Genomic DNA, 12,562 nt, shown 5'->3' with positions numbered 1-12,562 from the left:
GGCGCCCGGACCCGCACGCCGTGGCGGCCAGGATCCCGAAGGCGGGCGCCGTGACCGTGCGGCGCGCCGTGCCGGAGGATGCGCCCGCGATCGCCGCGATCCACGTGACCGCCTGGCACGAGACCTATACCGGCCTCCTGCCCGACACGATGATCTCCGCCCTCACGGTCGAGGTGCGGCAGGCCTGGTGGGCGCAGCTTCTGAGCAATCCGCCGGCGACGCGCGGAGGCGCGGCGTACCTGGCCGCGCTTGACGGGACGCCCATCGGATTCGGCACCTGCAACGCTCAGCGCTCGGACGTGCTGGCGGCGGCGGGCTTCGACGGGGAGATCAGCAGCCTCTACGTCCTGCGCGCCGCACAGGGGCGGGGGGCGGGGCGGGCGCTCATGGCCCGGATGGCGACGCGTCTGCAGCGGGCGGAGTACCGCGCCGCCGGGCTCTGGGTGCTGCGCGAGAATGCGGCCGGCCGGCGCTTCTTCGAGGGCTGTGGCGGCACGCTGCCCGACGGGGATGCGGGTCTCCGCGTCCAGGGCCGGTTCACGGAAGTCGCCTATGGCTGGCGCGATCTCGCGCCGCTCACGGCCCTCGCACCGGATCCGGGCTCAGGTCCGGGCGCCCCGCGGCCGGCGCGCCGCACGGCGCCTCCGCGGGCCCGTGCGAGCGGGGGATGACCGGCCGTCCGGCGCCTCAGCGGATGCCGGCGCCCACCACCCCGGCCTCGACCGCCAGGGAGAGGCGGTCCGTAACCGCCCACTCGACGCCGACGCCCGCCACCGGCCGCACCGCGATGTCCTGGCGGGTGAACGGCAGCGTCGACGGCGTCGGGCCGACCCGCAGGGTCTCGTGGAGCGCCACGGCGCCGCCCTTGGCGTAGAGCAGCACGTCCGGGGTCAGGAGCGTCCCGACCTTTACCTCCAGGGCACCGGCGAAGTCGCGCGCATAGGCGAGGCGCCCGTAGCCCGGCGTCAGGGTGCCGTCGAGCCCGGCCAGATAGTCGAACCCGCCGCTGATCCCGTAGAGGATCGGGCCCGCCTGCCACATCCGGCCGCCCTCGAAGCCGATCGTAGGGCCCGAATAGCTGCCGAAGTGCCGGGAGGAGGTCACCGCGTACCCGGTCGACAGGCGGGCGTAGGAGCCGCTCCAACGGCCATACGCGTCCTCGGCCGTCTGGGGCCACGCGAAGGAGGGCAGCGGCGCGAAGCCGATCGAGGGCCACAGGAGCGCCTGGGCCGCGGCCGGCGACGCCTGAAGCAGGCAGAGGCCGAGGCAGAGGCCGGCGGCATGGCGGAGCGGACGCGAGGCGGCACGTCGAGTCATGCGGCCATGTTAGCCGAAGCCGTCGGGCCGCAACAGGGCAAGCTTGGCCATCGACGCCGCCTCCGGGCCGCCCCGGCCGGAACATGAGGGCCGCCCGCCGTCTTGCCGTCAGCGTAGGTCGAAGGGCGAGAGGCGGGCGCGATGCAGGGATACGGAACGGCGTTCGGCCTCGGGCTCGTGGCCGGGATGCGCAGCATGTCGGCCTGTGCCGCCCTGACCTGGGCCGCCGCGGACGGCCGGACGCGCGGCGCCTTCATTCCGGCCGGTGCCGGGGCGCGGGCGCTCGCCACGACGGCGGCGCTGGCCGAGATGGCGGGGGACAAGATGCCGTTCGCGCCCGACCGGCGCATCCCGCCGTCGTTCTCGATCCGGCTGGCCATCGGCGCGGCGGGCGGCTGGGCCCTGACCGGGCGGCACGCGCACCCCGGCTACGGGGCTCTGGCCGGTCTCGCAGGGGCGGTCTCCGGGACGCTGCTCGGTCGCGCGGCCCGCGGGCCGGATTCGCGCACGGCGCCGGGCCGGGCCAGGGGGCTGGTCGAGGACCTGGCAGCCGCCGGTCTCGCGGCGGCGATCGTGGTCTCGGCCGAGCGTCAGAGGCCGATCTAGCGCACGCGGCCGGTGCGGCCACGACGGTTTCCCGTCCTCTTCGGAAGCGGAGCGCGGCCCGGCGGCCGCGCCGCGCTCGCCGATTCCCGCCGCCCTGGATTGCTCCGCTCACGCGGATGGTCAGCCGCTGCGCCGGCCGGGAACGACATCACGATGTGTCGGCCCCCTTCTGAAGGTCGCGGTCCCGTTGGTCGCGCAGCCGCAGGAGTCGTTTTAACTTCGTCACCAACTGCCCCGCGGCCGCCGATTTGTCCTGTCCCGCGCGGTGCAATTCGCGAAGACGATGCAGCAGAGCGGTTACTTCCTCATCGGCCGCCACGATCTCTGCATTCTGCTGAAGCAAGTCTCGGATCCAGGTGTCCGACATCCACCCCCCAAAAGCTTCCCCCGGCAGCGGTCGCCTGACGCCTTGAGGCTCTCCCGTCATCGTCGCATGCCTCACGAATTCGTGAGGTATGGTACTTGCTGTACATGCTATCAGGCCGTCACGGGGGAAGCCACTTATGTCTGAGGACAGGCCGGTCGCGACGGCTGTCGCTGTTCGCGAACTTGTCGGTGCCGAATTCATCGACGGGGGCGATACCGTCGCGGTCCGCTTCGCGGCAGCAGATGGCCAGATCATCGGGGTATTGATCCCGCGATGGGTGTTTTCTGAGCTGCAGGCGATTGTGCCTGATGGATCAGATCGTCAGCGATAAGCCGGGTTCGTATCGGGCAGATGCGCCGCGTCCGCATCCGAGAGAAGGGCCAGGATCCGCTCTCCACCGCGAGCCGATGTTGCTGGACGGCCGGCGAATGGCCGCTTCCAGGGGGGCATCGAAGGCGATCCGGGCGGTTGCCAGGGGGCGCAACCAGACCGATCGCTCGGGGTGAATTTCGTCGGTCCGCGTCCGAGCGGTGAACGCAGCGGAGCGGACCTTGCTGGCCGGCTCGCCCGGAAGCCAATTCGTCGAAATCAAGTGATCAGCACAGCACTTTCGAAGGGCCTCCCGCGCATCCTGTCCGGATGCGATGGAGGTAGGCTATGCGGACGTGGGTGGCGGTGGGCGTGGCATTTCTGGCCCTGGTGGGGAGCATCAATGCGGCCGAGGCGCGCGCACGGATGCGCCTGTCGTTCGGGCGTACGGTGGCGCCCCAGCGGCCCGTCATGCCGGCCCCCAATGCTGCCGCAGCTCAGACTGGCTCCGCCGGACGGATCGGCTACCGGCCCGTCATCACGATCACGCCGGGCCAGGCCGCCGTCGCAGCTGCCGCGACCACGGTGCCGCTCGCAACCTCCGGCGATGCGACCGCCGGCGCCGGCCTGACGGCGCGGATAGAGCCTTCTGCGGTGACCTCAGAGCCCGCGTCGCCGCGCATCCGTGAGGTCCGCGCGGTCGCCCCGCCCTGCGAGGCTGGCAAGCGCGTTGGCGGTGTGGAGCACGAGGACGCCGGCTTCTGTCTGATCAACTGATCGCGTTCGCAGTCAGCCCCAGGATTCGATCCAGGAACCAGAACACTTCCATGTCGGGGGGCGGCGTCATTCTCGGCGCTCGGAACGGTCGCGTCTGCAGAACGGTTCGGCCGCAGGTTCGCTTCTCGAGGTCCGCTTCTCGCCCCGCAGCGAGGCTGCCGGAGGACATACGAACGCCGCTCTAGGAAGCGGAAAGGCCGGTATGGGTGGGTTCGCGACGGTCCACGGCGCCGCCCCCGGGCTTCGATCGGGCGCAGCACAAGCACGACCCGGTCCGCGGTCGGCCTTTGCCCTCGCTTCAGCTCCAATGCTTCCAGTCAGGGCTGATCTGCCGAATCAGTACGGTCCGTCGCCAGCTATTCGAGCCGACTGCACCCTTGGAAGCCGGAATCTAGCAGACACTGCATGAAGCATCTCCGGCTTCACCAGCACACCGAAGATGCATGTCCGCAAAACTGTCAACAGGCTACGAAGCCCGGCGCAAGCCAGGATCGATGCGCAGCCGACAGCGCAATCAAGTTGTACGCGCAGCGCTGACTTATAATCCCGCTCCCATGACCACAAAATATGAATTATTTTGCTTGCCAATCGGTTCTGGCACACAGAATAATGCATGCCGCCATGCCAATATCGAAACCTGACAAACGGTTTCGGCGAGGGCCGGCAATGCGGCGGCGTGCACGCCAAGTCTATAGCACGTCGCCGAATGTCAGCGCAGGGTTGAGGGAGGAAGCTCATGGCCATGCCAGATGCCACGCCGGCTACGGCAATACCCAGTACAAATCGATGGCTGCAGATCGTGCTCGGCGTGATCTGCATGGTTGCAGCGGCGAACATCCAGTACGCCTGGACGCTGTTCGTTCCCGAGATCCAGAAGACCTTCGGTTGGGACCGCGCCGCGATCCAGGTCGCCTTCACGATCTTCGTCGTCGTCCAGACCTGGCTGACACCGATCGAGGGCTATTTCATCGACAAGTACGGCCCGAGCCGCGTCGTCATGTTCGGCGGTCTGATGACGGGCCTGGCCTGGGTCATCAACTCCTACGCCACCAGCTTGAGCGGCTTCTATCTCGGCTCGGTGGCCGGCGGCATCGGCGTCGGTTGCGTCTACGCCACCTGCGTCAACAACGCGCTCAAGTGGTTCCCGGACAAGCGCGGCCTGGCGGTCGGCCTCACGGCGGGCGGCTACGGCGCCGGCTCGGCGCTCACCATCCTGCCGATCGCCAAGATGATCGATGGCGGCAACTACGCCCAGGCCTTCTTCGTCTTCGGCCTGATCCAGGGCGCGATCATCATCGCCGCCGCCATCGCCATGCGCGCGCCGCGCAAGGAGCAGGTACCGTTCTCCACCAAGGTCCTGCAGTCGCGGCGCGACTACACGCTGGGCGAGGCGCTGCGCACCCCCGTCTTCTACGTGATGCTGCTGATGTTCACCTGCACGGTGACGGGCGGCCTGATGGCGGTGGCCCAGCTCGGCGTGATCGCGCAGGATCTCGGGGTGAAGAACTTCCAGGTCAACCTGTACTTCTTCGCCATGGCGGCGCTGCCCTTCGCGCTGATGCTCGACCGGATCATGAACGGCATCTCGCGCCCGCTCTTCGGGTTCGTCTCGGACCGGATCGGGCGGGAGAAGACGATGTTCATCGCGTTCGCGATGGAGGGTATCGGCATCGTGGCCCTGGGCTATTTCGGCTCGAATCCGTGGGCCTTCGTGATCCTGTCCGGCGTGGTGTTCCTGGCCTGGGGCGAGGTCTACTCGCTGTTCAGCGCCACCGCCGCCGACACCTTCGGCTCGAAGCACATCGGCAAGATCTACGGCGTGCTCTACTGCGCCAAGGGCTTCGCGGCGCTGTTCGTGCCGGTGGGCAACCTGATCATGCAGGCGACTGGGACCTGGGCGACGGTCCTCTACACGGTGGCGACCATGGACCTGATCGCCGCCGTCCTGGCGATCGCGGTGCTGCGGCCGATGCTCAAGCAGCACCACGCGGCGAACAACGACGCGGCGGCTCCGGCGCTGAAGCTGGCGCACGCCTGAGCGACGGGCTCGGCCGCCCCGCGGCCGAGCCAGACCCGCGATGCCCCGGCTCCGGAATTCCGGAGCCGGGGCAGAGATGAAGGGCCGGGTCGCGCGTCGTCGGCAGGCATAGCGTCAGTTCATCGATACGCCTGATCGCCCGAGACGGCCTTGAGACTTCGGGCGTACGCCGCCGATCGAGCGAGACACAGCTTCGCTGACGCATCGCTCCGACGCACTCTCTGGACTTGGCACCAAGATCGATTCTCGCGTTCCCGGAGCCGACTGTGCTGCAGCCTCCTGAGACCTCTCTGGGTCTCGCCTCGATCGGACAGACTGCGAGCCTGCGTGAGCAGGCCTACGACAGCATCAAGCGATCGATCCTGGCGATGGATCTCTATGACGGATCGGCCCAGATCCGGTTGCACGAACACCAGATCGCGCAGGATCTCGGCATCAGCCGCACGCCCGTCAGAGAAGCCCTGACGCTTCTGGAGCGGGAGGGCTTTGTCTGCACGGTGCCGCGGCGCGGCCTCTTCGTGACGCGCAAGACCAAGCGCGAGATCGTCGAGATGATCACGGTCTGGGCCGCGCTCGAGGGCTTGGCAGCTCACGCCGCCGCAAGGCACGCCAGGGATGCCGATCTTCGCGAGCTCGGCAAAGCCTTCCAAGACTTCGATCGGTCGACATTGCCGGATCGGCTGAACGTTTATGAAGAGGCCGACCTCGACTTCCACCAGACGATCATCCGTCTCGGCGGCTGTGGGTTGATGGTCGAGATGACAGCCAACCTGTTCATCCACATACGGGCGCTTCGATCGACCTTCCTCCATCGGCCTGGGAGGATCGAGGACTCGATGCGCGAGCATGCCGGCATCATCGCCGCGCTGCAGGCCCGCGACGCGGATCAGGCTGCAATCCTCGTCCGCGACCATGCGCTTGGGCTGATCGCACATGTCGAAACCCATTGGGCCTGGCCGGAGGAATGAGCGTCACCTCTGGCGGAGGACCGACCTATGCTACCGTCCGTTCAGATCACAGATCTGCTTGGCCTCGGCTTCCTGATCCTCGGACTCGTCGGGGCAGGTGTTGCCAGTGCAAGCCGGTCGCCGCGTTTCGCAGAGGAGCCGCGGGAGGAGCTCGCGGGCGGAGCGCTGCTGGTGGCGATCCTCGGCCTCGCCTTCGTGCTTGCTGAATGAGCGGCGCGGCACGAGAGGAGTCGGCCTGTTCGCGTTCGACGGCGACTCAGCCCAATGCCAGCGATGGCCGAATTGCACGCACGTGCCAACGGACGAAACTCGGGATGGCCCGCGTTTGGATGGGGCGGGCGTTTCCGGATCGAGGCGCGGAACGCGCCATGATCCGGACGGTCAAGGATACGCCTCCAGCCGATGCTTGAGGCTGGCGGGCCGCTTGAGACGGCCCCGGCATGGCTCAGGCCAGGGTCGGGACCGCGCCGGTGAAGCCTGCGGCGGGCCTGTCGGCGTCGAAGTGATGAGCCAGTGCCACCGCGACCGCGAAGTTGGCGATGGCGGCGAACGGCAGAAGGGCGAGGGCGGTGAGAAGGGTCATCGGCGGCGTCCTGTTGTGCGGTGCGTAAGAAGCGATATCGCACCGCACACAGAGTGCTGGTATACCACATGCCTCACGCCAGACATGCGGCACCTGCATGAGCGCGTCGGGACTAAAAGCGGCCCTGGCCGATGGTCAGCATCCACATCAGGAACGCGGCACCGACAGAGGGGCTGCTCGGCGAAGCGTAGAACAGAGCTCCCTGTTCGACTTGCCGAGGTGCCGTCATCTGCTTCGACCTTCGCTTCGCTCGGACGTGAGTTGTCGCGCAACGTTCGCTGAACCACTTGGGTAATTCAGCCCGATCCACCCGGAGCCAGAGTTGCCGGACGGCTGGCGAAGTCCCGCCTCCGAGAAACGCCGAAGGCAAGCCGAGCGGCGGATGCGGGTCGCAAGTGGCAATGGCCGCGTTCGGATCAGAGGCGGAGGTCCAACTGCAATCCTCAAACGGTCAGTGGCGTAACGGCGGCTCTCGGGACGTCGCGCGGCGCACCAGCAAGCTCTTGCGTGCGAGCTAGCGCAGTCGTTCCGCGAGGGGGCGTGCCGTCGGTCAGCATGCGGAGAGGACGCTGCGCCGCCCTCGAACCGTCACGCCCGTGGGCCTCGGCTTCCGTGTACCAACGCCGTCATCATCCCGGCTTCAAGTGCAGATTTGAAAAAGCGCACCGACGACGAGCGGCGCACTCGAAAACTGCGGCCCATCGTCAGCATCGTTCTCCGATTGCCTAAGATGTCTGCACGATATCAGCATAGCAAAAGTCATATCCCGCGGTTATCTGCGAGAGGCGCGTATCGATTTCGGCAAATTATTAGATTTGTCTCCAATCTTTGAACGGTTACAATTGTAAAGACGATCTTTCTGGCGAACAAGTCTTGCCGAATCATATGAGTCATGAGAGGGGCGTGCCGCAGGACATCTACGGAAACATTTCCGGCAGATGATCTTCGATCTGCGAACTTGCGCCCGGTATACTGTAATAATTCTATGACGACGATGCCAGCCGAACGCGTCAATCCGTTTTTCAGGAAGCGGATTGCAATCATATCCGTGGCGCTGATTGGCTGCCTGAACGCGGCGTCCGCTGAGGAGCGTCCGATTGAGTCGGGCGTCACCCTTGAAGAAATCTCGGTTGAGGCTGTCTCCGCGCGCCGCGGGCCGATACCGGCCTATGCCGGCGGTCAGGTCGCGCAGGGCGGACGGCTGGGCGTGCTCGGCGACACCGAGGCGCGGAAGGCGCCCTTCAGCATCACCAGCTACACCGATACCCTCATCCGTGACCGGCAGGCGCGGACGGTCAACGAGGCCCTCGCCCTCGATCCCTCGGTGCGCGCCACCCAGACCACGGGGGCGCCGTTCGATTCCTTCTCCGTCCGCGGCTTTCCGGCCAACGAGAATACCAGCGGCGAGGTCGCCTTCGACGGCCTCTACGGGATCGCGCCGAGCTTCCGCATCTTCACCGACTACGCGGAGCGCATCGAGGTCCTGAAGGGCCCCTCGGCGGCATTGACCGGGGTCTCGCCGAACGGCGCGGTCGGCGGGGTGGTCAACATCGTCCCCAAGCGCGCCGGCGAGGACCTGACCCGCGTGACCCTGGATTACGGCTCGGCCGCCTGGGGCGGCAGCCAGGTCGACGTGGCACGCCGCTGGGGCCCAGGGCGGGAATGGGGCGCCCGGGTGGTCGGCAGCCTGCACGGCGGCGCCACGCCCTTCGACCACCAGACCGAGACGACCGGCGTCGGGGCGGTGGCCCTCGACTACCAGGGCGACCGGTTCCGCGCCTGGCTCTACCTGCTGGCACAGACCGACCGCTTCAACGCCCCGTTGCGTCCGTTCCTCCTGAGAGCCGGCGTGCCCGTGCCGCGGGCACCCGACGGCCACCTGAACCCGACCCAGCCCTGGGAGTATTCGGACATCGACGATCACGGCGGCCTGCTGCGCACCGAGTACGACGTCACCGACCAGCTCACGCTGTTCGCGGATGTCGGCGGCGGACGGACGGGGGTGGAGCGCTACTTCCAGTCCGCCCCGACGATCCTCAACCTGCGCGGCGACACGACCAGCACACCGCAATTCTACGCTCTCGCCGTCGACCGGCTGACGGCCGACGGCGGCGTGCGGGCGCGCTTCGAGACCGGGTTCATCCACCACGCCGTCACGGTGCAGGCTTCCGCGTACACGGAGGACACGGACCGGTGGGTCTCCCCCGGCCGGGGCGCCTACCTGTCGAACCTCTACGCGCCCACCCGTGGCGCCTACATCGCGCCGATCTACAGCGCCGGCCGGCCGCGCTTCTCCGACAGCACCCTGTCGGGGGTCTCGGTGGCCGACACGCTGTCGGCCCTGGACGAGCACGTCCTGTTGACCCTCGGTGTGCGCCGCCAGCGCGTCGAGGCCGACAATTACGTGTCGAATGTCGGCACCCTGGCCTCGTCCTACGACAAGAGCGCCACCACCCCGGTGGCCGGCCTCGTGGTCCGGCCCTGGGACGCAGTCTCGCTCTACGGCAACTACGCCGAGGGCCTGAGTCGCGGCGACGTGGCACCGCTGGTGGCGCGAAACTCCGGCGAGATCCTGGCGCCCTACGTGGCCCGTCAGGTCGAGGCCGGCGTCAAGCTCGATCTCGGCCGGCTCGGCGCCACGCTCGGCGCCTTCCGGATCACGAAGCCCGGCGGCGAGCTCGGGCCGCAGAACCGTTTCGCGCAGACGGGCGAGCAGCGCGTCAGCGGGCTCGAATTCAGCCTGTTCGGCGAGGTCACCCCGCAGGTGCGGGTGGTCGGCGGCGTCACGCTGCTCGACGGTGTGCTCACGAAGACGGCCCTGGCCACCAATCTGGGCCACCGGCCGATCGGGGTGCCGGGGGTGCAGGCGAGCCTGGGCGCGGAGTGGGATCTGCCCGGATCGCCGGGCCTGACGCTTGAGGGCGCGGTGCTCTACACCGGACGCCAGTTCGTCGATCTGGCGAACACGCAGGCCCTGCCGGACTGGGCGCGGCTCGATCTCGGCCTGCGCTACGCGACGGTGATCGGCGCGCACAGGACGACATTCCGCGCGCACGTGCTGAACGTGACCGGGGCGAACTACTGGACCGGTGTCGCCACGTTCGGGACCTTCTTCCAGGGCGCGCCGCGCACCTACCTGCTGTCGATGGCGGTCGACCTGTGAGCGTGACGCTGAGCGCCCCGTTGGCGGCGCGGCGCGCGCGGCCGCCGGGGCCGCCACCGCTGCCTCCGCTCCTCGATCCGCTAATCGAGCGGGTGATCCGCGACACCCCCGAATGCCTGCACGCGCTCGTGGCTCGGCACGGCTCGCCCCTCAACATCGTCTGGCCGCACACCGTCGCGGGCAACGTCGCGCGGATGCGCTGCGCGCTCTCCGCAGCGCGCGTCGATCACGCCATCTTCTACGGCGCCAAAGCCAACAAGTCCCAGGCCCTGATCAGGGCTGCCGTCGCCGCCGGCGTCGGGGTCGATGTCTCCAGCGCCGCCGAATTCGAGGATGCGGTGCGGGCAGGCGCTGCGCGCATCTGTGCGACCGGACCGGCCAAGACCGCGCTGTTCCTCCGGCAGCTCGCCGAGGCGGGTGCCCTCGTGGCCGTGGATTCCCTGGAGGAGCTGGACGACCTCGTCGCCCTCCTCGGACCGGCCGGCCGGGCGCGTGTGCTGCTGCGCTATCGTCCGCGCTCGGCTGGCCGCACCCGGTTCGGCATGGCCGCCGATGCGGTGCTGGAGGGGCTTCGCCGCGTCGGCCGGGCCGGCGCCCGCGTCGCCTTCGAGGGGTTCCACCTCCACCTCTCGGGCTACGACTACGCGAGCCGCGCCGCGGCCATCGCGGAGGTCGCCGCTCTGGTGGAGGCCGCGGCGGGCCTGGGCTTGCCGGCGCGGCTGATCGACATCGGCGGCGGACTGCCGGTGCGCTACGTCGCGCCGGAGGCCTATGCCCATTACCTCGCGGAGCAGGGGCCCGAGCATTACGGCACCGGCCGGGTTCCGGGTGATTTCTATCCCTACGGGAGTGCCCTGACCGCCGCGGATTGGATCGCCGGCCTGCTGCGGGCGCCCTGTCGCGGAACCACGGTCGCCGGCTATCTCCGGTCGGCGGGCCTCCAGCTCGCCCTCGAGCCCGGCCGCAGCCTGGTCGATCAGGCCGCGATCAGCCTGTTCCGCGTGATCCGGACGAAGCCCGTCGGGGACGGCACTGCAATCGTCTTCGTCGAGGGCAGCAGCTTCAGCGCCTGCGAGACCTGGTTCGCGTCCGAGTTCCTCGTCGATCCGATCCTGCTCCCCGCCGCGGCCCGGAGGCCGGACGCGGCGCCCCTGCGGGCTTCCATCGCCGGCCACAGCTGCCTCGACGGCGACGTCGTCTCGCACCGGCTGCTCGCGTTCGACGGCGCGCCGCAGGCCGGGGATCTGCTGATCTACGCGAATACGGCCGGCTACCAGATGGACCTGCTGGAGAACGAGTTCCACCGGCATCCCATGCCCGCGCGGCTGGTCGCCAGCCCATCCCCCGACGGTGCGTTCATCTTCGTCCGGGACAAGTGAGGTCGCCCCATGATCGTCGACAAGGTTTCCGATCTGATCGGCAACACGCCGCTCCTGCAGATCCCCGTCTCACCGGGGCCGACGCGGCTCTTCCTCAAGATGGAGAAGATGAATCCGGGCGGCAGCACCAAGGACCGGATGGCCTACAGCATGGTGCTGGCCGCCATAAAGGCCGGGCGTCTGCGGCCGGGCGGGGTCGTGGTTGAATCCTCGTCCGGAAATACAGGCATCGGCCTCGCCATCGCGGCCGTCGAGTTCGGCCTGCGCTTCATTGCGGTGGTCGATCACCACGCCGCGCCGGACAAGATCGCCGTCATGCGGGCGCTGGGCGCGGAAATTCGCACGGTTACGGGCACGTACCGCGAGGACGAGGTCGCGGTGGTCGAGCGGCAGCGCCTCGCGGCGCAGATCGCCGAGGAGATCCCCGGCGCGATCTTCATGAACCAGTCGGACAACACCGCCAATGCCGGCGGCTACAGCGCCTTCGTTCGCGAGGCGGTCGCGCAGGTCGGGGACCGGATCGACGCCTATGTCGGCTGCGTCGGGACGGGCGGTTCGGTGACGGGGATCGGCCGCGGCCTCAAGGCGCATGACGCCCGGACCCTCATCGCCGCCGTCGAGCCCGAGGGCTCGATCGTGTTCGGCGGCCCCGGTCACCCGTATTACCAATCCGGCACCGGTACGCCCGAGGGCGACACGGTCGGCCTCGTGCTCGATTACGGCTGCATCGATCTCGGCCTGCGGGTCTCCGACGCGCAGGCCTTCGAGACGGCGCGCTACTTCGCCCGGCGCTACGGGCTGCTGGTCGGCGGCTCCACCGGCGGCGCCCTCTACAAGGCGCTGGACCTCGTCGCCGAGGGGCGGATCGCCGGCAACGTCCTCGTCTCGGTCGCCGATGGCGGCGAGAAGTACCTTCAGACCATCTTCAGCGACGCCTGGATGGAGTCGAAGGGTCTGCACGACCCGGCGGTCTGGGACCGCCTCGACGCCTGGCTCGGCCGGCGGGCGGGTGCGGCCGCCCGGCCCGAAGTGCCGCTGCTGGCGGTGGCCTGACG

General features: G+C 68.7%; 13 protein-coding genes. 10 read left to right on the top strand and 3 right to left on the bottom strand.

The genetic code is table 11. From position 1 onward, the window contains the following. Nucleotides 1-20 precede the first annotated feature (20 nt). On the top strand, nt 21-671 hold the full coding sequence (locus ABIE45_RS02630; RefSeq protein WP_192710720.1) for a GNAT family N-acetyltransferase: 651 nt from the start codon (nt 21-23) through the stop codon (nt 669-671). Between the two features lie 16 nt (nt 672-687). Here the strand turns inward: ABIE45_RS02630 and ABIE45_RS02625 are convergent, their stop codons facing one another. Then, nucleotides 688-1,317: a hypothetical protein gene (locus ABIE45_RS02625; RefSeq protein ID WP_192710721.1), complete on the bottom strand. Its 630-nt coding sequence runs from the start codon at nt 1,315-1,317 to the stop codon at nt 688-690. 141 nt (nt 1,318-1,458) lie between these two features. Between ABIE45_RS02625 and ABIE45_RS02620 the strand changes: the two genes are divergently transcribed. Next, on the top strand, nt 1,459-1,923 hold the full coding sequence (locus ABIE45_RS02620; RefSeq protein WP_192710722.1) for a hypothetical protein: 465 nt from the start codon (nt 1,459-1,461) through the stop codon (nt 1,921-1,923). A gap of 148 nt (nt 1,924-2,071) precedes the next feature. Here ABIE45_RS02620 and ABIE45_RS02615 read toward each other — a convergent pair whose 3' ends face one another. Beyond that, nucleotides 2,072-2,290, bottom strand: coding sequence for a hypothetical protein (locus ABIE45_RS02615; RefSeq protein WP_192710723.1), 219 nt, complete (start codon nt 2,288-2,290; stop codon nt 2,072-2,074). 136 nt (nt 2,291-2,426) lie between these two features. Here ABIE45_RS02615 and ABIE45_RS02610 point away from each other — a divergent pair, with 136 nt between their 5' ends. From ABIE45_RS02610 to ABIE45_RS02590, 5 genes are all read left to right on the top strand, one after another. Continuing rightward, the gene (locus tag ABIE45_RS02610) at nt 2,427-2,621 is read left to right on the top strand and encodes a hypothetical protein (RefSeq protein ID WP_192710724.1); all 195 of its coding nucleotides are present in this window, start codon (nt 2,427-2,429) and stop codon (nt 2,619-2,621) included. 326 nt (nt 2,622-2,947) lie between these two features. Further along, nucleotides 2,948-3,376: a hypothetical protein gene (locus tag ABIE45_RS02605; RefSeq protein ID WP_192710725.1), complete on the top strand. Its 429-nt coding sequence runs from the start codon at nt 2,948-2,950 to the stop codon at nt 3,374-3,376. Nucleotides 3,377-4,112: 736 nt separating this feature from the next. Continuing rightward, nucleotides 4,113-5,414: an oxalate/formate MFS antiporter gene (oxlT, locus tag ABIE45_RS02600; RefSeq protein WP_192710726.1), complete on the top strand. Its 1,302-nt coding sequence runs from the start codon at nt 4,113-4,115 to the stop codon at nt 5,412-5,414. A gap of 266 nt (nt 5,415-5,680) precedes the next feature. Next, a complete protein-coding gene (locus ABIE45_RS02595) occupies nt 5,681-6,382 on the top strand; it encodes a GntR family transcriptional regulator (RefSeq protein WP_192710727.1) in 702 nt (233 codons plus the stop codon). A gap of 27 nt (nt 6,383-6,409) precedes the next feature. Beyond that, nucleotides 6,410-6,592, top strand: a complete 183-nt coding sequence (locus tag ABIE45_RS02590; RefSeq protein WP_192710728.1) for a hypothetical protein — start codon at nt 6,410-6,412, stop codon at nt 6,590-6,592. A 235-nt stretch (nt 6,593-6,827) separates the two neighbouring features. Here ABIE45_RS02590 and ABIE45_RS02585 read toward each other — a convergent pair whose 3' ends face one another. Then, nucleotides 6,828-6,965, bottom strand: coding sequence for a hypothetical protein (locus tag ABIE45_RS02585; RefSeq protein ID WP_192710729.1), 138 nt, complete (start codon nt 6,963-6,965; stop codon nt 6,828-6,830). Between the two features lie 985 nt (nt 6,966-7,950). Here ABIE45_RS02585 and ABIE45_RS02580 point away from each other — a divergent pair. From ABIE45_RS02580 to ABIE45_RS02570, 3 genes are read left to right on the top strand one after another with little or no spacing between them, the layout of a single operon-like run. Continuing rightward, a complete protein-coding gene (locus ABIE45_RS02580) occupies nt 7,951-10,128 on the top strand; it encodes a TonB-dependent receptor (RefSeq protein ID WP_373622103.1) in 2,178 nt (725 codons plus the stop codon). Between the two features lie 2 nt (nt 10,129-10,130). Beyond that, nucleotides 10,131-11,507: a Y4yA family PLP-dependent enzyme gene (locus ABIE45_RS02575; RefSeq protein WP_192710731.1), complete on the top strand. Its 1,377-nt coding sequence runs from the start codon at nt 10,131-10,133 to the stop codon at nt 11,505-11,507. A gap of 9 nt (nt 11,508-11,516) precedes the next feature. Then, nucleotides 11,517-12,560 (top strand): cysteine synthase family protein, encoded by a 1,044-nt coding sequence (locus ABIE45_RS02570; RefSeq protein ID WP_192710732.1) that lies wholly within the window; start codon nt 11,517-11,519, stop codon nt 12,558-12,560. The last annotated feature ends 2 nt before the right edge of the window (nt 12,561-12,562 follow it).

It is taken from the genome of Methylobacterium sp. OAE515, from assembly GCF_041806315.1.
GTDB classification, from domain to species: Bacteria; Pseudomonadota; Alphaproteobacteria; order Rhizobiales; family Beijerinckiaceae; genus Methylobacterium; species Methylobacterium tardum.
The sequence above is the reverse complement of the archived record's forward strand: the minus strand, read 5'-3'. Positions and strand labels throughout refer to the sequence as shown.

Coding starts and splice junctions, on each gene's coding strand:
- ABIE45_RS02570 (WP_192710732.1), top strand. CDS start 11,517: ATGATCGTCGACAAGGTTTCCGATCTGATCGGCAACACGCCGCTCCTG.
- oxlT (WP_192710726.1), top strand. CDS start 4,113: ATGGCCATGCCAGATGCCACGCCGGCTACGGCAATACCCAGTACAAAT.
- ABIE45_RS02580 (WP_373622103.1), top strand. CDS start 7,951: ATGACGACGATGCCAGCCGAACGCGTCAATCCGTTTTTCAGGAAGCGG.
- ABIE45_RS02620 (WP_192710722.1), top strand. CDS start 1,459: ATGCAGGGATACGGAACGGCGTTCGGCCTCGGGCTCGTGGCCGGGATG.
- ABIE45_RS02605 (WP_192710725.1), top strand. CDS start 2,948: ATGCGGACGTGGGTGGCGGTGGGCGTGGCATTTCTGGCCCTGGTGGGG.
- ABIE45_RS02585 (WP_192710729.1), bottom strand. CDS start 6,965: ATGACCCTTCTCACCGCCCTCGCCCTTCTGCCGTTCGCCGCCATCGCC.
- ABIE45_RS02615 (WP_192710723.1), bottom strand. CDS start 2,290: ATGTCGGACACCTGGATCCGAGACTTGCTTCAGCAGAATGCAGAGATC.
- ABIE45_RS02610 (WP_192710724.1), top strand. CDS start 2,427: ATGTCTGAGGACAGGCCGGTCGCGACGGCTGTCGCTGTTCGCGAACTT.
- ABIE45_RS02625 (WP_192710721.1), bottom strand. CDS start 1,317: ATGACTCGACGTGCCGCCTCGCGTCCGCTCCGCCATGCCGCCGGCCTC.
- ABIE45_RS02590 (WP_192710728.1), top strand. CDS start 6,410: ATGCTACCGTCCGTTCAGATCACAGATCTGCTTGGCCTCGGCTTCCTG.